The sequence below is a fragment of the Loigolactobacillus zhaoyuanensis genome (genome assembly GCF_003946385.1).
GTDB classification, from domain to species: Bacteria; Bacillota; Bacilli; order Lactobacillales; family Lactobacillaceae; genus Loigolactobacillus; species Loigolactobacillus zhaoyuanensis.
This window is the reverse complement of the sequence record NZ_RHOE01000022.1, coordinates 15,999-41,042: the sequence shown is the minus strand read 5'-3', so window position 1 is coordinate 41,042 and position 25,044 is coordinate 15,999. Positions and strand designations below refer to the sequence as shown.

Sequence of the window (25,044 nt, the reverse complement as noted above, 5' to 3'; positions counted from 1 at the left end):
TGTTGCGCGTAGCTGTGGTTCAGATTGATCCATTTTGATTTGTACAATATCGGGTTTTGCCAATAAAAATCACCTCACCAATTATTTGATGAGGTAATCATAACTTGGATTTAGTTAGTTTGATAGTCGGTCAGTTATTTGGTGCTTACGTTTAAACTGCTTAGTATATTTAGTCATAGTAAAACCCCCGGTATTGGATTCTGGTCCAATACCGGGGGTTCACTTCAACCCTGATATTTCAGAGTCACCTTTTTACCTTGTCTATGTTAAACCTGGTTTATATTTAGACTAGGTGCTTAAACTTTATCTTTATTTAGTATTAGCATGTGGTAAAATTGTTTCTACTTCAGCATGTGGTCTTGGGATAACATGGACAGAAATTAACTCACCGACTCTTTGTGCAGCCGCAGCACCGGCATCAGTCGCTGCCTTAACGGCACCAACATCCCCGCGTACGAGTACAGTTACTAAACCACCACCAACGTGTTCTTTCCCAATCAAAGTCACATTTGCTGCCTTGACCATTGCATCAGCAGCCTCAATCGAGCTAACCAAACCTTTAGTTTCAATCATACCTAGAGCATCTTGCATTGTAAATTACCTCCAAATTTTTATTTTTTTATTGTAATCGGTGTACCTGGTTTAACACCTAACGCATTGGCCTCTTCAGTATCGATATGACACTCTAACCCTGAATTTTCCTTTGCGCGAATAATAACATTGTTTAAAACACCGCCACGTAAGCCAGTGAATTCAATCGTGACATTTTCGCCATCCTGAACATTGAAAGCTGCTGCCTGACTGGGTAACATATGAATATGCCGTTGGGCGATGATTAAGCCATCTTCAGTTTCAACGGATCCATTAGGCCCAATAACCGTAATACCAGGGGTACCGTCTAACTGTCCCGATAGACGAACAGGTGCTTTAACTCCTAGTTTAAATGTATCGCTGGCGAGAATTTCAATTTGTGTATGCGATCTTACTGGACCAAGAATTCTTACTTTCTCAATCGCACCCTTGGGCCCACATAAAATGACAGTTTCCTTACAGGCAAACTGGCCTGGTTGGGATAAATCCTTTAATTTAGTTAACTGATGTCCTGTCCCAAATAGCTTATTCAAATCCTGTTGTGATAAATGAATATGTCGATTTGAGATCCCAACCGGAATTGTTTTTCCAGTGGTGACGTTAGTACTTGCAGTTGTCGTTGTGCTAGTCTGGCTATTCAATGTCCCCGTAAGGATTCGAATTGCTTTTTCATAATTATCCAATTAATTCACCTCTTCACTATTATTTATCATTCATAGCCAGTAATAACTTGCGCACAACTTCAGCCAATTCTGCATTACTAGCATCTTCCTGCTTAGCACTTAATGTATTTTTAAGTTCCGCAGAGCTTGCTTGTAATGGCTTTGGCGGCATCATCGCGTCACACTTACCGTTTGCACAGCCGGCTTCTTTGTAGTTAAATGTTGGATCATCCTCAGCCAGAGTGGTTACGTCCTTCATACCATAAGCAACTTTCTTAACATTCAATAAATGCTTAGGACTAACATTTTCCGACACTGAACTACCACCGAAGGTACCACAACCAAGCGTAAACGAAATTGGTAACCCAGTACTTAAACCTGTACCACCTTGACTGCCACCTGTATTGACTAAAATTCTTGAAGCCGGTTTAGCCGCAAATCTAAGCACCATATCATGGTTATTTGTGTGAATACTCATCGTATGACCAATTCCGTTTTGCAATAAATTGATACTCAAATCACACGCTTCTTGCCAATCTTTGACAACATAGAATGCCAATACGGTAGTTAATTTTTCAAAGGATAATGGATTACCCTCACCAACACCATCTTGTGCACCAATCAGAACTTTAGTTCCTTCTGGAATTCCAATACCAGCACCAGCTGCAATTACTTGCGGTGAGCGCCCAACATACTTAGCACTCATAGCATGTGTCCCCGGTCGGAATAAAACTTTACAAACCTTTTGTGTTTCTTCAGGAGTCATAAAGTACCCGCCCTGCCGCTTCAATTCGCTAATGACTTCATTCTTATTAGACTCTTCACACACAATTGATTGTTCTGAAGCGCAAATCGTTCCGTTATCAAAAGTTTTACTAGCAATTATCCGTGCCACCGCAGCTTTAACATCAGCACTAGCTTCAATATAAGCTGGTGAATTCCCTGCACCAACACCAATCGCAGGTTTACCAGCGCTATATGCTGCTTTGACCATCCCAGGACCACCAGTAGCAATAATCAATGCTACATCTTTGGCGTGCATCAATTCGTTTGTTGAAGCCATAGTCGGTGTCGACACACAGCCAATGATTCCTTCAGGCGCTCCAGCCGCAACAGCAGCATCATTTAGGATCTCAGCCGCTTTATTTGTACATTTGGTAGCTGCCGGATGCGGCGCAAAAATAATAGCATTACGTGATTTAATTGCAATCATAGCCTTGAAAATTGTCGTTGAAGTTGGATTAGTTGATGGAACGATTCCCATGATCAAACCAACTGGCGCTGCGACATCAAACGTGCCATTAGCCTTATCTTCAGCAATTACACCGATTGTCTTTTGATCCTTAATTTGCTCATACAGCAAGGTGGCTGCAGCATGATTTTTGTAAGTTTTATCTTTAGCCTTACCAAATCCAGTTTCAACGACTGCCATTTCAGCTAATTCAGCAGCATGTTCTTCAGCTGCTTCTTTCATATATTGTAAAATATGATCAATTTGCTCGTTATTAAAGGTAGCAATTTTTTTTGTTGCTACTTCGCCAGCTTTGACCAAATCCCTTGCTTCTTGAATCGAACGAAGGTCCTTGTCAAATTGTTCCACAATCATAATCTCCCTTTTCTGCGTAAATTATTTTTTACTTCTATAATATTTAATTAATTCTTTGATGATATTTTCCTTGCTTAGCTGATAAAAATTCTTCTTATCGGCTGCAAGATCTGGCTGACTTCTTACTAAACTACGTAAATCATTAATTTTAAATCCATTTAAGTATTTCTCAGCTGCGGTATTATCCGCAATGACTGTCATTAAATGATTTTCATTGATTTTACCTATGGATTTAGAATCGGGAGTCGTTACTTCCTTAACAATTTGCCGCTCTACCACTGAAACTTTGTTATCGACCACTGGTTTAGAATCGTCAAGTGCCTGTTCTTTGATGGAATTTTCCGACTCTATTTTGTCATCAAAAATAATATTCTTTAACATCTTGTCTGGTCGCGGAATCACATCAGTAACAAACAAACTCTCTGTACTTAAACGTTTAACTGCTGTGCTAGCTGCATCAACGGAAGTTTTTACAGCTGCAACATCGCCTGCAACCAAAGTCGCCACTAAACCACCACCGACTTTTTCTTGAGAGACGATTGTTACTTCAGCCGTTTTAAGCATGACATCACTGGCTTCAATTGCTGCTAGCATGCCCTTTGTTTCTATCATACCTAGCGCATCCATCTAATCCCTCCTTAAACTAAATCAGCCCAATTAGACGGATATGTTGTGTAGAAAATATGCGCCTGATCTGGTGAACCCCAAGTAACATCAGAACCTGATGGTACAAACAAGACATCGCCAGCCGTTGCAGTATATTTTTTGCCGTCGATTACAACTTGCAACGTACCACTGATCACGTAGTCAATTTCTTCATAAGTTAATTTCCAATCAAACGATGAATGATCGATTTCTAAAAATCCAGCGCTCATCTGCGATTCTTCTTTACTAACTAATTCTTGAAATTTTACATCAGCGTCAGGATTGCCCGTCTCAAACTCGTCCATCCGTACGCTACCACCCTTAACGACTTTCAAACCATTAGAATGACATTCAGCTTTAAATGGTAAGTTACTATTCTCTAAGCCACCATCGGCGATAATCCCCTTAAGCAGCTCAACTAGATCTTTTTTAGTGAAATTGTGACCCGCAGTTGATGCTGACTGAGCCTTATCGTGGACAAAACTTATACCGTATTCATCTGCCAGATCTTTAGCTGCTGGCGTAATGATCGTATCTTTATCAACCGAATAGCTCTGTTGTCCTTTTATGTGAACAGCTTCTACACTTTTAATGCAGATAAGTTTTTTCATGAACTAAATCCCTCCTTATCTTGTTTTTATTGATTACTGTCTATCGAACAATCTGTATCGATAATACCGACAACTGCTGCGTCAACTGGGATTTCATCATTTTCTAACATTCTACGTGCTGAACTGCCAGTTACAACAATGACACAGTCGCCTACACCACCGCCAACATTGTCAACCACAACAATTTGTTCACCTGCGCGGGTGCCACCAATAACCTCTGCTAACATTAACCTGAACCCATTTAGCAAATCTGATTTACGCGTCGCCCAAATATTTCCTGTTAACTTTGCTGTTACCATAACGCCACTCCTATTCTTTCAAAGACTGATCTACCGCTATGGTAACTAAGACATCGTCACTAGGTTTGCTATGCGGCAGGAACAATACTTGCTGCAATGCCTAATGGGGTAACAAACATTGGGTTATTTGGTTTCACCGTCATGATTCCCAATTTTTGTTCAATGATTGTCTCAATACCAGCTAAACAACACGTTCCTCCCACAAGGTAGATAACATCAATTTTTTCATTAGAAATATACTTTGCGATAATCGACGATACTTTCTCAATCACTGGTTTTAGAACTGGTAAGAGTTCTTTATGATTCTTATCTTGGCGTTTATATTCTTCAGCCTCTTGAAAAGACTTCTTATAAGCTCCTGCAATAACTAGTGACATGTGTGTACCACCAGTTGCTTCATCAGCAACTTTGATAACTCGACCATCTTTTAAGATAGCAATCCCAGTTGTACCGCCACCGATATCAACAATTGCACCATTTTTGACCTGCAAAATTTGATTGGCTGCTGTCGGTTCATCTAGTAAGTTTACTAAGTCAAAGTCAGCGCCTTGAACTACATTTTTTATGGCACCAGAATCTAATTCGTTTGTACCCGGCGGAATCGCGGCAGCTGCCTTAACCAATGTTGTTTGCAAGTCAGCTTCTAATTTAGTCTTTAATTTACGAACAATATCGATAGCGCCAATATAATCAACTACCATTCCATCACGGACCACATTAGCGTATTGATAGGCTCCCGCTACAGGATTGCCATCTCTATCCATCACAGAAAGCACGATACAGGCAGTACCTAAATCGACTCCCGTAAAATATTCCGAGCCTGCCATCCGTACTGGATGTTGAATAGTTGATTCGAACTGTGAAATAACACGATTACAGTTAATTAGTTCTTGATTGTCATCCATTGTTATTTTTCCTTTCGCATTAACTGATCCATCATCCAAGCTAACTGAGTGAGAATTTGTTTTACAGTTTGTTGTTCTTGCTGTGGAAGTTCACAAGCAAGTAATTCTATCGCACTACCGGTGTGTGCTAATTTGATGATCAGTGCACCATATTGACTTAAAACATGAAAATAGCTTATCTTGAAAGCATCTTGCTTTAGCGTAAAACCTTTGCTATTTGTAAATTCTACTAACTTAGTATCAACCGTATCATTAGTTAGTGCTTCCGCTGTTTTAAATAACGATTGACTAAATTGGCTATCGACTGGCTTCATAAGTAAAGCGATTTCATAAAAATCAATTCTGATCATGTTATATAACAACTGATTACGTCGAGTTGTCACTTCTGTGGGGATAGTTACTTCTTCAGCCTTTGCTTCCGGGACCAGCACCTGTTTAGCCAAATCAATTCGGTGATCTGATAAGAATTGTCGCGCTTCAGGCGTTAACCGACAATTGTCAGCTAAATAATAAGTTTTGAAAGGAGCTTGTTTATAATGAAATTTTATTTCATGTTCTGTGATAAATTTCATCAGAATCCTCCCTTGACCAGCTCCTTATATATTGCTTCCAAATCAGCCAAAGCTGGTTGGCGTGGATTGGTCACTGTGCAATTATCTGCCAATGCCTTTTCGGCCATAATTGGAACTGCTTCGATAAATTCAGTTGGATCAATTCCATATTCATTGATTGTTTGTGGAATAGAAAATTGTTTTGTCATTCGCTTAATACGACTGATCAAGCTGTGAACTGTAGCTTTTGGTGTTCCGTTTTTGAGACCCAACAGGTTAGCTGCTTGTTCATATCGTGCTAAGGCACAGTATTCAGTTGCTTCATTTAATCCTGCATTATAAGCAATCACATGGGGTAATAACATTGCGTTAGCACGACCATGTGGAATGTGGAATTGACCACCAAACGCATGGGCCAAGCTATGACAAATGCCTAATGAAGCCCCATTAAATGCAATTCCAGCTAAGCAGGATGCATTATGCATCTTCTCACGCGCTGTTTCATCACTACCATTTTTAACAGTTTTATCTAGGTTATCCCAGACTAACCGCATAGCTTTCTCACCGCAAGCATCGGTGAAATCAGAAGCATTGGTCGATACATAAGCTTCTAACGTATGTGTCAATACGTCCATACCAGTATCGGCGGTCACACTTGCTGGTACACTTAGCGTAAATTGTGCATCCAAAATAGCTAAATCTGGTAATAATGAGTTATCAATGATCGGATATTTTGCTTTAGTAGTTGGATCAGAAATCACTGCAAATGAAGTGACTTCACTACCTGTCCCACTAGTCGTAGGAATTGCAATCAATTTAGGTGGTTTGTTTTCCACAGTCTTAGCATAGATATTCGTAATAGCCTTGGCCGTATCAATTGCAGAACCACCACCTAACGCAATGACCGCATCTGGTTCAAAATTAATAATTCCTTCAAGCCCTTTTGTAACAACATCAATTGTCGGATCTGGAACAACATCCGCAAAGATTTCGTATGTTGCCGATTTTTCTTTTAAAATCTCAGTAATGGTATCTACCTTATGACTTTTCTGCATAAAAGGATCACAAATGATGTAATATTTTTTGAAGGTTAAGCTAGCTAAAATATCAATAGCGGCTTTACCAAAAAATATTTTTGTGGGCATCGTATACTGCTCCACTTAGGTTACCTCCTTTTTTAACTAACAATTGTTTCAATCAAATCTAAATCACTAGGTTTATCTAAATTAACTTTATAAAATGGACGTGATACCCCCGCTAAATCAAATTCACGCAATACATCTACTATTGGAGCATCCAAAGGAATCGAATCACGAGTTGTGAGAATTCCAAAGACTGGCAAACGAAATACTTTTGCAAAATTCGGGGGATAAAAGCGGCGATTATGATCAATTGAAGAAAGCATTAAGATACATTTTGCGTCCTGCTGAGCAGCAATTATATGCTGATGCATCCATGGACATTCTAAGTACGCGCCTGGTACATTTAACGTGCGTTTGCCGTAAACCATACAAGCACTCATCTTAGTTGTTGGATCCTGTTGATCAAGAAAATGTACCAATGCTGTTTTTCCGCTATTTCTGGCACCAATTATCATAATCTTCTGCTTCATTATCATTTCCCCTAAACTTAGGTACGGGTAATACCGCTAACAGTAAAACCTAGCTTATCCTGTAGAACGTTGCAAACAGAATTGAGTGCGACTTCGACACTTTGCACATCACCTAACAGCACTACCGAGCCAGTAAATCGATCGAGAAAACCGATTGAAACATCCGCAGCTTTGACTGCAACATCTGCAGCAATCATTGATGTTTCATATGGTGATAGCGTAAGAATACCGATTGCACCACTATCATCGATTCCTAAACTGTCATAAACGGCTTGAACTGGTGAGGCAATCACATGTGCCAATGTTACCTGCTTGCCTGGAACTGACTCTTCAATTAGGCGTTGGGTTAATTGTTCTGTCATAGCTCTCCCTCAATTCATAACTGCCTAATGGCGAATAACGTCGACTGGAAAATCATATTCTGCAATCCAACCTTCAATACGATCTAAATCTTCATCGCTCAGACTAGGATCACCATCAACTGGATATTCCATTCCTAGTTGCCCATATTTATTAACTCCTAATTTATGGTAAGGTAATAAATTGATCCCTTGGAAATTAGGCAAATCTTTGTATGGTCTTAAGAAGTCGATGATTGCATCAATTTCGGCTTTACTATCGTTAATTCCTTTTAACAATGGCATTCTGATTTTGATTTTATAACCCAGTTTCAATAATTCTTGTAAGTTTGCGAGAATTCTTTCGTTACTGATCCCTGTTAGTTGATTATGTTTGATTGGATCCATATGTTTTAAATCATATAGAAACAGATCCGTATACTCAGCTATTTTTAAAATATTATCTAACTTAGTATGCCCGCAGGTCTCAATTGCGGTGTTGATTCCATCATTCTTGCATGCTCGTAATAAAGCTATTGCAGCTTCGGGCTGTGCCGTACATTCACCACCACTCAGGGTTACACCGCCGCCGGACATTTCATAAAAAGCATCATCTTCATGGATTATTTCCATTAATTCAGAAATTGTTCTAACTTGACCGGTGATATTCAATGCTGCCACTGGACAAACTTCAACGCACTTTCGACAACCGTTACAAGAACGATCCCGTCGCACCTGATGCTGCCCATTTTCATCGATATAGTGAATCCCCATTGGGCAGGCATCTACACATGCTCCACAATTAGTACATAAATCTGACTTGTACATTACTTGATATTTCTGTTCCAAACCTTCAGGATTAGAACACCATTGGCAACGCAATGGACAGCCTTTTAAGAAAACAATCGTCCTAATTCCGGGGCCATCGTAAACGTTATATTTTTGAACATTAAATACCATTGCCTGTCGTTCAATATCTACTTTAGTCTGAACACCCATCGACAATCATCTCCTCAAACGTCTAATTAAAAGTGGGTTAACATGGTACGACTAATAATTTCATCTTGGACATCTTTACAAAGTTCAACGAAGAATGCGCTGTAACCTGCAACACGAACGATTAAATCACGATATTGTTCTGGATGCTTTTGCGCTTCGATCAACGTATCATTATCTAAATAGTTGAATTGCATTTCGCCATTTCCTAAATGGCTAGCAGTCCTTAGCAACGTAATTAAGCTTTCTTCACCTTCTGGCGTATCTAATATACCAGACATAATTTTAAAGTTATGCACCATTCCAATATTCATACTGTCATTTGACATCTTAGAAACTGATTTAATAGTCGCTGTAGGGCCTTTAAAATCAGCACCTTGTGATGGACTAATCCCATCAGATAATGGTGTCCATGCTTTGCGTCCATTAGCAGATGCACCAGTCATTTCACCAAATGGCGTGTTATTTGAAATTGATAATGTGCCATGGCTGAGCCTAGAGTATAAGGTTTTATATTGACGATGTTCTGCTTCAGTAAAGGTAACCAAGTCAGCTGCAATTAAATCAGCATAATCATCATCATTACCATATTTAGGTGCATTCAAGCAATCAGTTCTTACTTGTGGATTTGCTTCAAAATCATTCTTCAATGCTTCATTCATTTGTTCTAATGTATATTTTTTGTCATCAAAAACTAATTTTTTGATTGCTGCCATTGAATCAGTGTAAGTTGCTAATCCTGACCAAACGACCCCAGGGCCAAAGTTATACATTGCACCACCAGCAGAAACGTCTTTACCATGCTCCATACAGCCTTCATACATGATCGACATTAATGGCTTGGGTGCTAAATCACGATGGACGCGTTGTGAGATCACAGTTGCAACGTCGGTCCATTTAGTAATATATTTAATTTCGTCCTTAACTGCAGAGTCGAACTGTTCATAGGTTGTAAACTGAGATAAGGCCCCCATATCAGGACAAACTTTCTTACCATACCAAAGTGGTACACCATGATTTAAGACTAATTCAATACAAATTGGCCATTGCGTGTAAGATGTTGAAGTCCATTGGTAAAGTCGCCCTGATTTTTGTGGTTCAACGCAACCCATTAAGCAATAATCACGGGCATCTTCAATGGATACTCCTTTAGCCAGCATCATCTTAATGTGAGTATCATCAAAGTGACAAGCTGGGAAGCCCATTCCTGCACGAACAACATCCACAATTTTTTTAAGATATTCACGTGGAGACTTATTATGGATTCGGCAAGCCAGCGATGGTTGGTAAACCTTAACATGACGAACTGCATCCATTAATAAATAAGTGAGTTCATTAGTCGCATCTTGACCATCACGTGTGACACCGCCGACACACATATTAACAAATGGTTGATAGCCAGCGAAGAATTTTGAACCACCTTCACTAGTGATCCACATCATTTCTGACATTTTGATCAACATACTACCCGATAGTTCAAAAGCCTGAAAATCATTCATGCGGCCGGCTTCAATATCTGCTTTGTAATAAGGATACATGTATTGATCAACACGGCCGATCGACATTCCTGTTTGATTTTCTTCAACTACTAAGAGCGATTCAATTGTCCAAACTGCTTGAATTGCTTCCCAATAAGTTTCGGGTTTGTGGGCTGGCACACGCCAGTTAACTTGCGCAATTTGTTCTAATTCTGCTTTACGCTTTGGATCAGATTCCTTAGCAGCCAAACTACTAGCATATTCTGACATCCGCTTAGCATAGATCATCACGCCATCAGTTGTATCAATAACTGATTTATAGAAATATATTTTTTCGATATCATCTGGATTTTCATAATCTAATTTCTCTAAATGCTCTTTAGCTTCGTTTTGAATATCCAACATACCTTTTTTCATGGTGATCACATCATAACCAGGATTAGAATCGCCACCACCATTTAGTTGATGGTACGAACAATCAGAAACAAATGATTCCCCAGAAAGTTCCCAAACACCAGCTTCACGATATTGATCTTCGCAATATTCATCAACGGACTTACCTTTCCAATATGGGAAAAGTTCATCACGCATAATTTTCTTATCTTCATCGGATATATAGAATGGGTCTTGTGGACGATTACCAATTGTATCGATTTCATCTTCCATCCAGCGCCAAGCGATATCTGGTGAAAAAGCTCCTGCACGTGGGGCACCATTTGGCGCACCGACGATTAATTCATGATCTTGAATAACTAACGGTGCCGTTTCACAACAATATTTGAAACATTTTGCCCGTAAAACAATTTTTGGCATACCAGGATTTTCTTTAGCAATCTTAGTAATTGCTCTAGCTCGATAGGTTGTGATACTTGGTACTTGGTCTAAATAATTATCTTTTAACGCTTTTAAGCGTGGGGTGATTCCATCAGGAATTCCTGTTCCTTCAGAAATGATTGCCTCAGCTGCTGATTTATTGACACTCTTTTGTGCGCCTGTAGATTGAATATCACCTGAAATTGTTTTAAATACTTCCTTTAACGATGCTTGTTCTTCAGGGGATAATTCTTTAGTTGCTTCAGCTAATTTAGTCGAGAATTCTTTGATGTCCATACGATAAACTCTCCTTTTCAATTTCTACTTCATTTCATTGGTCAATTGTTTTAGTAAGTTTAAAAAATTATCTTGAATTTTAATATCCGTAGAATCTTCTTGCGTGGTATTCTGCCCAGATAAAATTGACGTTACTGCAGGGTACCCAATTTGCCGAACATAAGTTAAATCAGCAGGTGTAATACTGTTAGCAGCGCTACCACCTGCTGACGTTAGCCCACCCAACCAGAATGATGGTGTTAAATCTGAGTCAAGTCCAAAACTGCTGAATGTAGCTGCACCGTTAACGATTACCCGTGCTACTGGTTTTTTTAAAGCAAATTCACGAATAATTTTTTGATTATTAGAATGAATGACCAATGTATGTCCATGATGTTTATTTTTTAACAGTGCCATACATTTTTCACACGCACGTAACCAATCTGGTTCCAAATAAAAAGCTAATATTGGAAAACTCATTTCATTACAGTAAGGTGATTCATCAAAAATATATTCTTGTGTAGTGACTAGAACTTTAGTTTTATCTGGTACGGTAAATCCAGCTCTGTTAGCTAAGTACTTAGCTGATTTACCAATATTTGCCTCATATGTTGGTTGATCAACAGAGCCAATTAATGCTAATAGCTTAGTCTCATCATCAGCTGACATGAAGTAAGCGCCTTGTTCACCAAGTTCATAACGAACTTTATTCGCAATAACGGATTCAGTGATGATAAACTGTTCTGCTGCAGGTAAAATACCGTTATCGTAACTACGACTAGCAATAACCGTGGCCACTGCCGCTTTAATATCTGCTGATTTTTCAATAAATACTGGACTAAATCCTGTCCCACAATATAGAACAGATTTCCCACCGACGGGGTTAATCTCTAAATACTCCGGACAGCCGAGATTAACAACTACATCAATATTTTTATTTGTTATTAATTCATTAATACCATCAACTGCAATTTTTTTCATACAAGAAATAGTGCCATGCGGTAAACCCGCGTCCTCAATAGCCTGCGATAACATATCAGAAATACTATTAACTACAGCAGTTGTTTTAGTGTGCGGCGCAATAACTAACGAATTACCCGATTTAATCGCAATTATCGCAGCGTAACAGGTATTCAGTACTGGATTTAGCGCTGACATTACTACCCCAACAACACCGCGTGATACACCAACCGTTTGGATATTTTGATCTGTATCCGCTGATAAAATACCAACATATTTTTTATCCTGTAAGTACGTTGCCAATTTATTCATGAAGTCCGTTAGTAATTGCATTTTATCTTGCAAATTACCATAGTTCGATCCATCAACTTCTTGGCTAAGCATTGTCTCTCCGTGCTCCGCAATTACTTTAAAAATTGCCATTACTGCCTTATCCAATTCCGTTTGTGAATAACTGGCTAAATTATTCTGATTACTTTTAGCCGCATCACTTAAGATCCTTGCTTCGGAAATCGATAATAGATCTTTATCAATAAATTGCATTTCACCATCTCCTACTGACCGTCAGGCAATAGTTCTTTTAATGCATAGCGGGCGATGATTTTTTCTAAATCCTTGTGCGGACTAGCAATAACTACAGAACTATAAACATCAGCTCCCATTGCCTCCACCGCATGGACCCCTGCTTCAACAGCTGCCTTACAAGCCGCAACATCACCTTTTACAATTACTGAGATATAGCCCGATGCAACATTTTCATAGCCAACAATTTCTACATCTGCTGCTTTTCCCATTGCATCTGCTGCTTCTAGGATGTAGACAAGCCCAAAAGTTTCGATTGATCCTATAGCTTCATGATTTTGCATAAGTTTTCTCCTAGTTATTCTGAATCAATATCATGGACCAAAACAATTTTTCCTATAGCTGGTAGTGGACGAGGCATAACGTTTTGAGCAGTTAATTTACCGATGGCCTCTGCTGCTTTCGCACCAGCTTCTACAGCTGACTTAACAGCCGCAACATCCCCTTTAACCATGATAGTCACTAAGGTGGAACCAATGTTTTCATATGAAATCAATTCAACATTTGCTGCTTTTAACATCTTGTCAGCCGCATCTAATGCAGGTACTAAACCAACAGTTTCAATGAGACCAAGTGCTTCCTCGCCTTGATACTTCACACTATTCACTCCCGTCACGCAACGCGATATTTTTTGTCTACGTATTTCACAACAGTATTTTTACCATCTTCGGTTATTTTGTAGTGCAACTGTAATTCTTCCTTCTCAGATAAATCGTAATTTTCCAATTCAAGTAACCCATTTGCCTCTAATGCCATTACATGATCAATATATAATTTTTTGGTAAATTGTTTTTCTTGACCATAATCATCTTCAAGTGCTGTCATAATTTCTTCAACATTCGCTCGTCCAACTTTATATAAATGATTTAGCACTGCTGTTCTTACTGGTAATAACACATTTATTCCTCCCCGTGTTTAAATAAATCTAGCGGATTCATCGTAACCAAAATCGCTCCGAAAACGATTACAATTGAACCAATAATGATTGTTGGTGTCATCGTTTGGCCTAAGAATATCACGCTAAAAAGTACACCCCAGAAAGCATAAGTAACATTTAGCGACATTCCAACGGCAGTTCCAACTGTTGAATTTGCTTTATACCAACAAACGAATGAAATTGCTGCACTCAATCCAGCAATCGCAAGCCATGCAACTGATATTCCAGCAACTAAAGTACCACCTAACAATTTAATCCCGCCACTGATAAATGGTAAAACAGCAATCAGTACAACAAGACCAGAAATTAATTCTCGTAAATTAACAGCAACATCAGTATCGATCATTGCACCACCAAAGCTTGAGAAAACACCTTCAGCACCCCAGGCAATTGCTGCAACTAATGCGAAGATAACACCTAAGGTAAAGTTTGGTGCACCTTCTGGTTTGACGAAGTTAATGATGATTGCACCTGCAACGCACATTACCATACCGCCAACAACTCGTTTAGTTGGTCGTTGCTTCAAAAAGATCCAAGAAAAAATTGCTCCGAACAGACTGCAAGTTGCCGAAATTGGAATCGCATACGCACCTGCCAAACCTAAACCAACTAAATAAGCACCATTGGCGATCGGGCCACCCAGTAAAAAGCCTATAACTAACATAATACCTGGCTTAGTTCTTAAGGTCCGCCCTAACTCTCTTAATCTACCTTGTTTTGCGTTATAAATAAGAAGCCAAATACCTGCTAAAAAGTCGTTTAAACCTGAACAAACAAATGGGGCTGCCAAAATCCCAGCCGCGCTAGCCAATGGATCATATCCAGTAGCAACCACAACTAATGTTGAATAGATAGCATAAGTTAAACCTGAAACAAAGCCATTTGCCAACCCAGTGAGATGAAAACTTTTATTTAAACTCTTCATTTTAATATCTGCCATTGTACCTGGTGCTGTTCGTAAAATATCTTTTTCTGAATTCATATTATGCCTCTTTTTCTATTTAGTAGCGGCTGGCAGAATAGTCTCAACTTCAGCATGAGGACGAGGAATGACATGAACGGAAATGAGTTCGCCAACTTGCTGTGCTGCGGCCGCACCAGCATCAGTTGCCGCTTTAACGGCACCGACATCGCCACGAACTAATACAGTTACCAAGCCGCCGCCAACTAGTTCTTTACCGATCAAAGTAACGTTTGCTGCTTTTACCATTGCGTCTGCTGCTTCAATAGAACTAACGAGACCTTTAGTTTCAATCATACCTAATGCTTCTGAATTCATAATTTAACACTCCTTTTTAATTGACTACTTACGATTTCCATTATGCGGTAAAATAGTTTCAACTTCAGCATGTGGCCGTGGGATAACGTGTACTGACAATAATTCTCCAATTCTTTCGGCAGCTGCTGCACCAGCATCTGTAGCAGCTTTAACGGCACCAACATCGCCGCGAACTAATACAGTCACTAAGCCACCACCAACATGTTCTTTACCGATCAAGGCAACGTTTGCTGCCTTCATCATTGCATCTGCTGCTTCAATAGAACCCACTAAACCTTTAGTTTCGATCATACCCAACGCATCATATTCCATGGCGTCAAGCTCCTTTCAGATTTCATATGTGCAACATTTAACAATTGAAGTGTAAACGTTTACCTTAGGGGACGCGTCAAGAGTTTTTTTAAAAAAATTACTATATCCTAGCGCTTCAGCATCTATAGTTATTTAAATAAAGTTCTAATTGAGAATCTAAGTCAAGTAGTCAAAAACCTGCTATAATAGACACATTAACATTAATTTTCACAATTTAATAAAGTGATAAATCCGGTTAACTACGCCTTTTATGAAGGTATCCCCTTTACTGGAAGGTTAGTATTAGAACCAAATTTACCATTGACTAGGCAAAAATTTCATACTACATTTAGAGTGGATTTTATATGGGGGTATAATAATGACCACAGTAAATGAGACAAAAGAAATGTATACCGTTGGGGAAGTCTCTAAAATCTGTCATATTTCAAAGAAAACATTACGCTTTTACGATCAGGAAGGCATTATCTCGCCAGATTACGTTTCAGCTAAAAACAATTATCGTTATTACGGCAAGGATACTTTATCTTCAATCGCAATTATCAAATATTATAAGCAAATGGGATTTAAACTTTGTGAAATGAAAAATATTAATTCAAAGTCTTCATTTTATTACCATGAAAAAAATTTCCGCAGCAAAATTGAAGAATTACAAGCGGAGGAAAGACGGATTCATGATAAGTTGATTGAATTATCAGACTGGTATGATCTGCTGCACGAAGCACAGACGGTAAGCGAAGAATATAACGATGCCGTGAGTATCAAGTATCTAACTGATGAACCATATTGTTGTCTAACTCAGGATTTTCACTATGACTATATGGACTCCATTTTAAATATTCCATGGGTCAATCATTTAGAAGATAATGATCAAGCTATTACTGGACCAGTTATATTAAAATTTCCATCCTATATTGAAAAGCCCGCCAAAACAAGTCAAACAGCAATGATTATGCAAAAATCTGTTTATCCAAAAGAATCAGCGGTGTCAAAAATAAATTTTGGTGGTATCTTTGCTAGCATCTATCACGTCGGTGACTTCAATGAAATTGCTACTTCTTATCAAAAAATTGCACTTTGGGCAGCCGAAAATTCGTACATTTGTGGCCCAGAGTGTTATGAACGTTATGTTGTTGATTATTGGACAACAAAGAACTCACAAAAATTTGTCACAGAAATCCTAATTCCCATAAAAAAGTCCGATTGTTGATCACTTCATTTATTATCGTTCAGTTTTGCTTTCTCTCGTGATATATCACAAATAAAACTGAATGCTTTTACAAAACATTAATTCGTTCTATTTTCCGTAAAGGATGCGATAAATCATGAGACAGACAGAAACCATGGATGGCAATATGGCAGCAGCTTATATTTCTTATGCTTTTACTGAAGTTGCAGCCATTTATCCGATCACGCCGAGTTCAACTATGGCAGAATCAGTCGATAGATGGGCTGAACAAGGTAAACACAATATCTTTGGTGAAAAAGTAAAAATAGTCGAGATGCAGTCAGAAGGTGGCGTGGCTGGTGCAGTACACGGCTCTTTAAAAGCTGGCGCACTGACTTCTACCTATACATCATCACAAGGATTACTACTAATGATTCCCAATATGTATAAGATTGCTGGCGAATTATTGCCCAGTGTATTTCACGTTGCTGCCCGAGCTATTTCAACTAACGCCCTAAGTATTTTTGGTGACCATAGCGATGTTATGGCAACACGGCAAACTGGATTTTGTATGCTAGCTGAAAGTAGTGTACAAGAAGTTATGGATTTATCTGCTGTAGCACATTTGGCTAGCATTGAGGGTAGTTTACCTTTCGTCAACTTCTTCGATGGTTTTCGTACTAGCCATGAGCTACAACGCATTGAGGTTTTGGACTATGCTGATTTGCAAAAAATGCTTAATCAACCCGCTTTACAGGACTTTCGCATGCGCGCAATGAATCCGAACCACCCTTATGTCTCTGGAACGGCACAAAATCCGGATATTTATTTCCAATCACGTGAAACTGTCAATCAATATTATGATCAACTACCAAAAATTGTGCATGGCTACATGCAGAAAATCAACACACTGCGCGGTACTAACTATGATCTAACTAACTATTATGGTGATTCTGATGCCACTGAGGTTATTATTTCTATGGGTTCAGTTTCACCAACTATCCAACAAACCGTCAACTATCTAAACGCTCACGGGCGTAAAGTAGGCCATTTAAATATTCATCTGTATCGGCCATTTCCAGCGGCAGATATCCTTGCAAAACTACCATCAACTGTTGAACGAATTGCCGTTCTAGATCGAACCAAGGAACCTGGCTCCGATGGGGAACCTTTACTATTAGATATTCAAAGCGTCCTTTATCGTCAAGAAAAACGGCCGATCGTTATCGGCGGCCGTTATGGTATTGCGTCAAAAGATGTCACTCCCGATCAGATTATCGCTGTTTATGACCATTTACGTTTACCAGTAGCACAGCTGAAGCAGCGATTTACGATTGGAATCATTGATGATGTTACTCACTTATCTCTTCCTTTAAGAACTACGTTAGATTTAACACCCCCATCAACTTTTCAAGCAAAATTTTGGGGATTTGGCTCTGATGGTACAGTTAGTGCCAACAAGCAAGCTATCAAAATTATTGGTAAGCACAAAGACTACTATACTCAGGGCTATTTTGCTTATGATTCAAAAAAATCGAGTGGTCTCACCGTCTCTCACCTACGTTTTGGTCATGAGCCCATTATGTCAACATACTGCGTAACTCAGCCAGATTTTGTTGGCTGTCATAATGCCGCCTATTTGCACAAATATGACTTACTCAAGGGATTAAAAACTGGTGGTACTTTTCTGCTCAATACACCATGGACTCCTGAAAAAGTTAAAGCTATTTTACCAAAAAAATTAAAGCGCTATCTTGGTGAACATCAGATCAAGTTCTATGTTATCAATGCGCTAGCCATTGCCCAACACTGCGGTCTTGGTCGTCGAATCAACACAGTTATGTCGACGGCTTTCTTTGAAGTCACAAATATGTTTACTCGACAAGACTTTATTCCATTGCTTAAAAGAGAAATTGAACAATCTTATGTTAAAAGTTCCCATGAAGTAATCACAAGTAACTGGCAAGCCATTGACGAAACCTTTGCTGCAATACACCAGATTGAAATCCCAAGTGATTGGGCTAGTATCGATCCAAACACGCAATCAAAGCCGCGGCATTTACCCGCTTACGTTACGAACATCTTAGAACCTATCAGTCGGCAAGAAGGCGATCAGCTATCGGTTAAAGACTTAATTGATAATGGGATGCTAGCCGGCGCAATGCCACTTGGTTCAGCCGCCTACGAAAAGCACGGGTTAGCCTTAGAAGTTCCTGAGTGGGATGCTGATAAATGCATCATGTGTAATCAATGTTCCTTTGTCTGCCCCCATGCAGCTATTCGTCCATTCTTAGCTGATGATGACGAAATGGCGACTGCACCAGATGGTTTTATCACACGTGACATGCGCGGCCCAGATGGTCTGAAGTATCGTATTCAAGTTTCGGTCGAAGATTGTACTGGCTGCGGTTTATGCGTTGCAGCTTGTCCAGCTAAAGATAAAGCTTTAGTCATGAAACCCTATGAGGATCAGAAAAAGCAGGCTTTAAATTGGGCATTTGCCATGACTTTAGATCAAAAAACAAATCCAGCTAAAAAAAGCTCCGTCAGAGGCTCACAATTTGAAAAACCATTGCTAGAATTTTCTGGCGCCTGCTCCGGCTGTGGAGAAACACCGTATATTAAATTGCTAACACAATTATATGGTGATCATATGATGATTGCCAACACAACTGGCTGTTCATCAATTTGGGGGGGCTCTTCACCAGCTACACCATATACTGTCAACAGCCAGGGACAAGGCCCCGCCTGGAGCAACTCTTTATTTGAAGATAATGCTGAGTTTGGTTTTGGAATGTACATGGCTAGCACCGTTAAACGTGAACGCCTAGCTAATCAAGTCCGTGCTGCTTTAACAAAAAAAATAGGTTCTAAAGAAACACAAGCATGCTTATCTGATTGGCTAACACACATGGATGCTGGTGAGGATACACAACAACGTGCAAACAAGTTAACTACTGCTTTACAAATAGAAACAGAGTCTGACCTACAAGTTATTTTAGACAATAAAGATCTCTTTGCTAAAATCAGTCAGTGGATGATCGGTGGTGATGGCTGGGCCTATGATATTAACGTTGGTGGTATTGACCATGTTTTATCCAGTGGCGCAGATGTCAATATTTTTGTAATGGATAACGAGTTATACGCCAATACCGGTGGGCAAATGTCAAAAGCAACACCAATCTCTGCTGTAGCTAAATTTGCAACTGGTGGTAAACAAACCACCAAAAAAGACCTTGGTATGCTTGCTACCTCCTATGGTAATGTTTATGTGGCCCAAATTTCCTTAGAGGCTAATCAAGCTCAAGCTCTAAAAGCAATTATTGAAGCTGAAAATTATCCTGGTCCTTCACTGATTATCGGTTATACACCGTGTATTAATCACGGTCTTAAAAATGGTATGAGTCACTCAATTGAAGAAGCTAAAGAGGCTGTTGAATCAGGCTATTGGCAACTTTATCGTTATGACCCTCGTCGCCTGGAACAAGGAAAGAATCCGATGCAATTAGATTTCAAGAAACCTAACTTTGAACAAATCCCTGCCTTTTTAGAAAAACAAACACGCTTTGCTTGTTTACATAACATTAAGCAAAGTGATGCCGAGGTCGCTACTATGTTGGCGCAAACAACTACAGATATGCGTAAACGACTGGTAAAATATGATGAATTAGACACAGGAGAAAACTACGATCAGCATTAGTTTTCTATTTGTCATCTACTTCTGCTATACTGATCCCAACACCAAGGAGGTAATAATTTGACGTCAATTTATGATTTTTCGGTTACTAGCATGGAAGGCGAAACGTTTAAGCTTGAACGTTTCCGCGATCAAGTATTGTTAGTCGTGAATACCGCCAGCAAATGTGGGCTTGCACCGCAGCTAGAAGGTTTAGAGGCGCTGCATAAAAAGTATCACGATCAAGGTTTAGTGGTGATCGGCTTGCCATCGAATCAATTTCGTCAAGAGTTAGACTCCGATGAAGCAGCTAGCGAATATTGTCAGGTTCATTACGGAGTGACCTTTTTAATGACCAAGCGTGTCGCCGTTAATGGTGACGACACTGATCCGCTATTCGACTACTTGAAGACAGAATCAGGCCATGGCCGAATTAAATAGAACTACACTAAATTTTTAGTTGGTCGTGATGGTCAACTAGTGCATCGTTACGCGCCAACAACAACCCCAGAATCATTCACCGATGCTGTTGTAGACGCATTAGACAGTAACGTTAATTAATCCAGTCCCACAAAAAAAGGTTCCAAGCCTACCCACTAAGGGAATGCTTGGAACCTTTTTTAAACGATGATCCTAAAGCCATTAAATAAGTTTAACAAAATTACAAAAATGACAATGTAGCGATAAAATTTTAAAACTAATCGTTCTGACATTTGCTTACTTAAAAGTGCGCCAAGGAATCCACCGATAATGGCGGCCACTAAGATATAAGGTAAAAGTGAAAAATGAACCTGATCCGCTTGTAAATGTGGTAGTGCCGTGGCCAATTTCGAAAGCTGCGAGAAAAAGATGATAATGATCGAGTAAACCGTCGCATCTTTGACTTTTAGTCCAAACACCACCAACAGTAACGCGACGTTGATTGGACCACCGCCGATCCCCAGTAACGTTGCCAGCCAGCCTAGTAATAGCCCGATCAAAAAGCCTAGTAGCGGATTTTTAGTTGTCTTTGTGCTTGTTTTTGAGTAGCGTAATGCCAGCAATAAAGTAACGATCGTTAAGCCGATTTGAATTAGATTAACCATTTTGCTCGTCGTTAAACCAATCAATAGTCGGAAACTGGAATCACCTAACTTGCCGCCTAATAAGGCCCCTAGTGATAGACTTCCAGCTAAGATATAGTTGATTTTAATGCCATTTTTAAGTTGTTTACTCGTCGACACGATCGCCATGACGAACACAGCGAAGCTCGAGTAAAAGTTGATTGCGCTCAGTGGGCTCAGCCCTAAGAAATCTAGGCAGGGCTTAATGATCACGCCGCCGCCCATACCGGAAATAGCGCCAACTGTATTAGCAAATATGATAATGATAAAATAAATGATCCCTGTATTCACGAATCTCTCCTTCTGTCCAATGAAATAACGATTTAGTTCTTCACATCATTTGTTTCTTTTAAGCGCACCGCTTGTTCCATTGGTAAGCCAGTATCATAATCTAGCTCACGAGGTTCGTATTCTTCATTTTCTTTTTGCCGCGTATAGCCATCATTTTCCCAGTTAGGCGTTTTATCTTGCCGCCATGAGCGCACGGCCCATTGATAACCGCGGTAAGCATCGCGCGTCTGGTTCATATGTTCCAGTAATTTATCATGCAGATCATTCCGTGCTGCTGTGTAAGCTGGATCATCGATCAAATTAGTAACTTCATATGGATCTTTATTGAGATCATAAAATTCATCTTTATCCATTAAATTGATCACTAATTTAAATTCTTTACTAGTCGCGGCACGCATCATCTGTAAGCCACCGAAACCATCATGGTCGACTTCATAGCGCGTCCATTCGGTATAAACCGTGTCGTTAGTTTCAACTGCTGGGTCATAGATCTCTGGCAGCATGCTTTTACCTTCTAATAATTTAGGCAGTGGCAGGTCCATATAATCCATAATTGTTGGTACCAGATCAATATGCGTCGCCATTGCGTCAGTAGTTTGGCCAGACACACCGCCACGGACGATCAACGGTATGTTAGCAATTTCCTTATACGCTGCTGCATTTTTCATTTGTAATTTATGCGAGCCTAACATATCGCCATGATCTGAAGTATAGATTACCAATGCGTCTGGAAATTTGTCATTGACGGCTGCCATCACGCGGCCAATTTCATGATCGACAAATGTGTTACAGCCTAAGAATAACGCCAAGCCAGCCGAAGAATGATTTAATTCAGCGGCCGATTTATTTAAATCATCACCCGCCCATAAACGTTGCAATAACGGCTTATCTTCTAGGTCGTCCTCGTAATTAGGATAGTCGTCAAACTTAAAATCAGCGTACATTGTGTTATACGGTGCTGGGCAGATACTAGGGCCGTGCGGTTCATCAAACGAAACCGTTAAGAAGAAATCCGTATCGACATTATCTTTTAAGAAATCTAAGGCACGATTACTGGTCCGATGCGCATAGGTGAAATCTTCGGTCAGATCATCGTTATAAGAAGTTTCTGATTGCCGCGATAGTACCCGTTCAGCGTCAGAGCCGAGATCTTCGAGATAAGTTTTCTGATCATACCAATATTTTCCGTCCCAACCTTCGGGACAGATGCCTTTGCCAAAATAGTCGCCGCCATCTAGATGGTATTTGCCAACATAACCACAGTGGATCCCGTTATCTGATAAACGTTGCCCAACGGTTTTGACGTTATCGCCTAGCGCCAAACAGTTGGTCACCATCCCATTAGAGTGCGGGAACTGTCCCGTAAAAATAGCTGAACGGGCTGGCCCACAAACAGGTTGACAAGAATAAGCGTTTTCAAATTTAAGCCCATCCGCCGCTAAAGCATCAATATTTGGCGTTACCATTTTAGGATTGTAACAACCAACCATATCTTTACGCGTTGTATCGGTCATAATTAGAATCACTTGCTTCTTTTTCATTAGAGCTCTCCTCCTTCTTCAGTTGCTGGAGCTTCTGCTACTTTTGCTGGTGGATCTGGATTAAAGAACTTATTGATAACCATAAATGAGATAAACGAAACGATTACATAAATTGCCGTGATCACAAGTAAACGCGTCCCGTAATGCGCATGGTAAACGATACCTAGTGGTGAAAAGACAACGTAAATGTAGATGATCGTTGTCACTAGCAGCGAGGATACTGGGCGTGCCAAATGCCAAGGTGTTAGATCAACAAGCTTAACATCCTTGAGCTTATAAGCCTCTTTGCGTGGTGCAATAACACGTGTGATCAGCATGATACCGATACAGCACAAGAACAAGATGCCATAAACATATAAATAGTTGAGATCAATTTTAAGTACAAATTTATAAAGTGTGTAAGCAATCAGGAAAAAGCCAATTGCTAATTTGGCACCGATCGGCGGTACTTTTTTGGTAAAGAAGCCCATCAGTACAACTACCAAGGTTGGAATATTAAAGTAGCCCATGACACTCTTCATGAAGACATAAAGTCCCTCTGGTGCTTTAGCAATATTCGGCGCAATAATGATCGATAAAATAACCAGAAATACACCAAAAAGTCGGCCGATACTAACTAGCTTTTTATCATCGACATTAGGATTAATGATCGGTTTGTAAATATTGACACAGAACATTGTCGTAGCAGCATTCAACGCGCCATTAAACGCACTGAGCACTGCACCAAAGAGAACAGCACCGAATAAACCGAGCAATGGTGCTGGCAAAATATGACTAACTAAGTAAGCGTACGCGTAATCTTGATTAGTGATCTTTGCGCCATACAAATGAAAAGCAATAATCCCAGGAATAACCAAAATTAATGGTACAAAGATTTTAATGATCCCAGCGTATAGCACCCCTTTTTGTCCTTCGCGTAAATCTTTAGCCGCAAAGGCCCGTTGAACAATTTCCTGGTTCGTACACCAGTAGAATGTGTTAACTAAAATAACCCCAGTGAAAATCGCCGCAAACGGCGTTGCCCCAGTATTAGAGACGGCATTGATTTTTTCTGGATGCTGCACAATGATCGTGTTGATACCATGCAGAATATTGCCGCCGCTAAGTTTCCAGAAGCCGAGGATCGGAATCAACAAACCGCCGATCAAAAGGCCGATCCCATTTAGCGTATCTGAAACGGCAACGGCTTTAAGCCCACCGATGATCGCATACAAGCTACCAATAGCGGCGATCAAGATAATGATGATCGTTAGTGCCGTTAATGATGAGACATGTAGGATGCTTGTCAGGTCAAAAAGCGAAGTAATGGCTAAGCCACCGGCATACAGAACAGTTGGCAAAGTCACCACCGTTAAACTAGTTAGGAATAAAGCGGTTACAATATTGCGTGTTGCTTTGTCGTATCTTTGTTCCAAGAATTCTGGCACCGTGGTGAAGCCACCTTTTAAATAAAGTGGCAGAAAAACCAGCGCCATTAAAACCAGTGGTATCCCGGACGTGATTTCCCATGACATTGATGCCAAACCATCACTAAATCCGTTACCATTTAACCCAACTAATTGTTCGGCTGATAAATTTGTCAATAAAAGCGAACCAGCGATAAAAACACCAGATAAACTTCTACCACCTAAAAAATAACCTGTTGTCGTAGAAACGTCATGATTGTGCGTCTTGACCCATGATATGATTGCAACTAACACGGTAAAAAAGATAAACGAAAGAAAAGTCCAAACGTGCATCGTCTTGGCCTCCATATATTTTATTTGATAAATTTATCACATAATTAATACCATGATTAATTCTTGCTGTCAACTA

At 39.8% G+C, this 25,044-nt stretch carries 25 protein-coding genes and 1 pseudogene; 3 read left to right on the top strand and 23 right to left on the bottom strand.

Annotated elements, in window-relative coordinates; translation table 11 throughout:
- Positions 1-309: 309 nt before the first annotated feature.
- The 20 genes from eutM to EKM76_RS06285 all read right to left on the bottom strand — a co-directional run bounded on the left by eutM (position 310) and on the right by EKM76_RS06285 (position 15,453).
- Positions 310-591: an ethanolamine utilization microcompartment protein EutM gene (eutM, locus tag EKM76_RS06380; protein WP_125549855.1), complete on the bottom strand. Its 282-nt coding sequence runs from the start codon at positions 589-591 to the stop codon at positions 310-312.
- Between the two features lie 20 nt (positions 592-611).
- Positions 612-1,232 (bottom strand): phosphate propanoyltransferase, encoded by a 621-nt coding sequence (locus tag EKM76_RS06375; protein WP_225417889.1) that lies wholly within the window; start codon positions 1,230-1,232, stop codon positions 612-614.
- 61 nt (positions 1,233-1,293) lie between these two features.
- Positions 1,294-2,853: an acetaldehyde dehydrogenase (acetylating) gene (locus EKM76_RS06370; RefSeq protein WP_125549853.1), complete on the bottom strand. Its 1,560-nt coding sequence runs from the start codon at positions 2,851-2,853 to the stop codon at positions 1,294-1,296.
- A gap of 27 nt (positions 2,854-2,880) precedes the next feature.
- Positions 2,881-3,486 (bottom strand): BMC domain-containing protein, encoded by a 606-nt coding sequence (locus tag EKM76_RS06365; protein ID WP_125549852.1) that lies wholly within the window; start codon positions 3,484-3,486, stop codon positions 2,881-2,883.
- Between the two features lie 11 nt (positions 3,487-3,497).
- Positions 3,498-4,115: a cupin domain-containing protein gene (locus tag EKM76_RS06360; RefSeq protein WP_125549851.1), complete on the bottom strand. Its 618-nt coding sequence runs from the start codon at positions 4,113-4,115 to the stop codon at positions 3,498-3,500.
- Between the two features lie 26 nt (positions 4,116-4,141).
- Positions 4,142-4,414 carry a EutN/CcmL family microcompartment protein gene (locus tag EKM76_RS06355; RefSeq protein WP_125549850.1) on the bottom strand — a complete coding sequence of 91 codons (273 nt, stop codon included), beginning with the start codon at positions 4,412-4,414 and terminating at the stop codon, positions 4,142-4,144.
- A gap of 68 nt (positions 4,415-4,482) precedes the next feature.
- Positions 4,483-5,319: an ethanolamine utilization protein EutJ gene (gene eutJ, locus EKM76_RS06350; RefSeq protein ID WP_125549849.1), complete on the bottom strand. Its 837-nt coding sequence runs from the start codon at positions 5,317-5,319 to the stop codon at positions 4,483-4,485.
- A gap of 2 nt (positions 5,320-5,321) precedes the next feature.
- Positions 5,322-5,891, bottom strand: a complete 570-nt coding sequence (locus EKM76_RS06345; RefSeq protein ID WP_125549848.1) for a hypothetical protein — start codon at positions 5,889-5,891, stop codon at positions 5,322-5,324.
- Positions 5,891-7,030 (bottom strand): 1-propanol dehydrogenase PduQ, encoded by a 1,140-nt coding sequence (locus EKM76_RS06340; protein ID WP_125549847.1) that lies wholly within the window; start codon positions 7,028-7,030, stop codon positions 5,891-5,893. Before EKM76_RS06340 ends, EKM76_RS06345 begins: the two co-directional genes overlap by 1 nt.
- A gap of 17 nt (positions 7,031-7,047) precedes the next feature.
- Positions 7,048-7,482 carry a EutP/PduV family microcompartment system protein gene (locus tag EKM76_RS06335; protein WP_164507608.1) on the bottom strand — a complete coding sequence of 145 codons (435 nt, stop codon included), beginning with the start codon at positions 7,480-7,482 and terminating at the stop codon, positions 7,048-7,050.
- Positions 7,483-7,499: 17 nt separating this feature from the next.
- Complete coding sequence (locus EKM76_RS06330; protein WP_125549845.1) at positions 7,500-7,844, bottom strand: BMC domain-containing protein; 345 nt, start codon at positions 7,842-7,844, stop codon at positions 7,500-7,502.
- A 24-nt stretch (positions 7,845-7,868) separates the two neighbouring features.
- On the bottom strand, positions 7,869-8,819 hold the full coding sequence (cutD, locus tag EKM76_RS06325; RefSeq protein WP_125549844.1) for a choline TMA-lyase-activating enzyme: 951 nt from the start codon (positions 8,817-8,819) through the stop codon (positions 7,869-7,871).
- Between the two features lie 26 nt (positions 8,820-8,845).
- Positions 8,846-11,404, bottom strand: a complete 2,559-nt coding sequence (gene cutC / locus EKM76_RS06320) for a choline trimethylamine-lyase (RefSeq protein ID WP_125549843.1) — start codon at positions 11,402-11,404, stop codon at positions 8,846-8,848.
- A gap of 24 nt (positions 11,405-11,428) precedes the next feature.
- Positions 11,429-12,886: an aldehyde dehydrogenase family protein gene (locus tag EKM76_RS06315; RefSeq protein ID WP_125549842.1), complete on the bottom strand. Its 1,458-nt coding sequence runs from the start codon at positions 12,884-12,886 to the stop codon at positions 11,429-11,431.
- A gap of 11 nt (positions 12,887-12,897) precedes the next feature.
- On the bottom strand, positions 12,898-13,209 hold the full coding sequence (locus tag EKM76_RS06310; RefSeq protein WP_125549841.1) for a BMC domain-containing protein: 312 nt from the start codon (positions 13,207-13,209) through the stop codon (positions 12,898-12,900).
- 14 nt (positions 13,210-13,223) lie between these two features.
- Positions 13,224-13,523: a BMC domain-containing protein gene (locus EKM76_RS06305; RefSeq protein ID WP_125549840.1), complete on the bottom strand. Its 300-nt coding sequence runs from the start codon at positions 13,521-13,523 to the stop codon at positions 13,224-13,226.
- Between the two features lie 14 nt (positions 13,524-13,537).
- Positions 13,538-13,822 (bottom strand): hypothetical protein, encoded by a 285-nt coding sequence (locus EKM76_RS06300; protein ID WP_125549839.1) that lies wholly within the window; start codon positions 13,820-13,822, stop codon positions 13,538-13,540.
- A 2-nt stretch (positions 13,823-13,824) separates the two neighbouring features.
- Positions 13,825-14,844 carry a DMT family transporter gene (locus tag EKM76_RS06295; RefSeq protein WP_125549838.1) on the bottom strand — a complete coding sequence of 340 codons (1,020 nt, stop codon included), beginning with the start codon at positions 14,842-14,844 and terminating at the stop codon, positions 13,825-13,827.
- A 15-nt stretch (positions 14,845-14,859) separates the two neighbouring features.
- Positions 14,860-15,141 (bottom strand): BMC domain-containing protein, encoded by a 282-nt coding sequence (locus EKM76_RS06290; RefSeq protein WP_125549837.1) that lies wholly within the window; start codon positions 15,139-15,141, stop codon positions 14,860-14,862.
- A 24-nt stretch (positions 15,142-15,165) separates the two neighbouring features.
- Entirely contained in the window at positions 15,166-15,453 is a 288-nt protein-coding gene (locus tag EKM76_RS06285; protein ID WP_125549836.1) for a BMC domain-containing protein, read from the bottom strand.
- A 358-nt stretch (positions 15,454-15,811) separates the two neighbouring features.
- Here EKM76_RS06285 and EKM76_RS06280 point away from each other — a divergent pair, with 358 nt between their 5' ends.
- From EKM76_RS06280 to EKM76_RS06270, 3 genes and pseudogenes are all read left to right on the top strand, one after another.
- Complete coding sequence (locus EKM76_RS06280; protein WP_125549835.1) at positions 15,812-16,660, top strand: MerR family transcriptional regulator; 849 nt, start codon at positions 15,812-15,814, stop codon at positions 16,658-16,660.
- A 115-nt stretch (positions 16,661-16,775) separates the two neighbouring features.
- Positions 16,776-20,318: a pyruvate:ferredoxin (flavodoxin) oxidoreductase gene (gene nifJ, locus EKM76_RS06275; protein ID WP_125549834.1), complete on the top strand. Its 3,543-nt coding sequence runs from the start codon at positions 16,776-16,778 to the stop codon at positions 20,316-20,318.
- 57 nt (positions 20,319-20,375) lie between these two features.
- Positions 20,376-20,855, top strand: a pseudogene (locus EKM76_RS06270) (glutathione peroxidase).
- A gap of 59 nt (positions 20,856-20,914) precedes the next feature.
- Here EKM76_RS06270 and EKM76_RS06265 read toward each other — a convergent pair.
- Genes EKM76_RS06265 through EKM76_RS06255 form a run of 3 tightly spaced genes read right to left on the bottom strand, consistent with a single transcriptional unit; the run spans position 20,915 to position 24,968 of the window.
- Positions 20,915-21,688, bottom strand: a complete 774-nt coding sequence (locus EKM76_RS06265; RefSeq protein ID WP_125549833.1) for a sulfite exporter TauE/SafE family protein — start codon at positions 21,686-21,688, stop codon at positions 20,915-20,917.
- 32 nt (positions 21,689-21,720) lie between these two features.
- Positions 21,721-23,229: a sulfatase-like hydrolase/transferase gene (locus EKM76_RS06260; RefSeq protein WP_125549832.1), complete on the bottom strand. Its 1,509-nt coding sequence runs from the start codon at positions 23,227-23,229 to the stop codon at positions 21,721-21,723.
- Positions 23,229-24,968 carry a solute:sodium symporter family transporter gene (locus tag EKM76_RS06255; protein WP_125549831.1) on the bottom strand — a complete coding sequence of 580 codons (1,740 nt, stop codon included), beginning with the start codon at positions 24,966-24,968 and terminating at the stop codon, positions 23,229-23,231. Before EKM76_RS06255 ends, EKM76_RS06260 begins: the two co-directional genes overlap by 1 nt.
- Positions 24,969-25,044: the final 76 nt, after the last annotated feature.

Excerpts from the sequence above, each read along its gene's own strand:
- eutM (WP_125549855.1), bottom strand. The coding sequence starts at position 591 with ATGCAAGATGCTCTAGGTATGATTGAAACTAAAGGTTTGGTTAGCTCG.
- EKM76_RS06365 (WP_125549852.1), bottom strand. The coding sequence starts at position 3,486 with ATGGATGCGCTAGGTATGATAGAAACAAAGGGCATGCTAGCAGCAATT.
- EKM76_RS06360 (WP_125549851.1), bottom strand. The coding sequence starts at position 4,115 with ATGAAAAAACTTATCTGCATTAAAAGTGTAGAAGCTGTTCACATAAAA.
- EKM76_RS06355 (WP_125549850.1), bottom strand. The coding sequence starts at position 4,414 with ATGGTAACAGCAAAGTTAACAGGAAATATTTGGGCGACGCGTAAATCA.
- eutJ (WP_125549849.1), bottom strand. The coding sequence starts at position 5,319 with ATGGATGACAATCAAGAACTAATTAACTGTAATCGTGTTATTTCACAG.
- EKM76_RS06345 (WP_125549848.1), bottom strand. The coding sequence starts at position 5,891 with ATGAAATTTATCACAGAACATGAAATAAAATTTCATTATAAACAAGCT.
- EKM76_RS06335 (WP_164507608.1), bottom strand. The coding sequence starts at position 7,482 with ATGAAGCAGAAGATTATGATAATTGGTGCCAGAAATAGCGGAAAAACA.
- EKM76_RS06330 (WP_125549845.1), bottom strand. The coding sequence starts at position 7,844 with ATGACAGAACAATTAACCCAACGCCTAATTGAAGAGTCAGTTCCAGGC.
- cutD (WP_125549844.1), bottom strand. The coding sequence starts at position 8,819 with ATGGGTGTTCAGACTAAAGTAGATATTGAACGACAGGCAATGGTATTT.
- cutC (WP_125549843.1), bottom strand. The coding sequence starts at position 11,404 with ATGGACATCAAAGAATTCTCGACTAAATTAGCTGAAGCAACTAAAGAA.
- EKM76_RS06315 (WP_125549842.1), bottom strand. The coding sequence starts at position 12,886 with ATGCAATTTATTGATAAAGATCTATTATCGATTTCCGAAGCAAGGATC.
- EKM76_RS06310 (WP_125549841.1), bottom strand. The coding sequence starts at position 13,209 with ATGCAAAATCATGAAGCTATAGGATCAATCGAAACTTTTGGGCTTGTC.
- EKM76_RS06295 (WP_125549838.1), bottom strand. The coding sequence starts at position 14,844 with ATGAATTCAGAAAAAGATATTTTACGAACAGCACCAGGTACAATGGCA.
- EKM76_RS06290 (WP_125549837.1), bottom strand. The coding sequence starts at position 15,141 with ATGAATTCAGAAGCATTAGGTATGATTGAAACTAAAGGTCTCGTTAGT.
- EKM76_RS06285 (WP_125549836.1), bottom strand. The coding sequence starts at position 15,453 with ATGGAATATGATGCGTTGGGTATGATCGAAACTAAAGGTTTAGTGGGT.
- EKM76_RS06280 (WP_125549835.1), top strand. The coding sequence starts at position 15,812 with ATGACCACAGTAAATGAGACAAAAGAAATGTATACCGTTGGGGAAGTC.
- nifJ (WP_125549834.1), top strand. The coding sequence starts at position 16,776 with ATGAGACAGACAGAAACCATGGATGGCAATATGGCAGCAGCTTATATT.
- EKM76_RS06260 (WP_125549832.1), bottom strand. The coding sequence starts at position 23,229 with ATGAAAAAGAAGCAAGTGATTCTAATTATGACCGATACAACGCGTAAA.
- EKM76_RS06255 (WP_125549831.1), bottom strand. The coding sequence starts at position 24,968 with ATGCACGTTTGGACTTTTCTTTCGTTTATCTTTTTTACCGTGTTAGTT.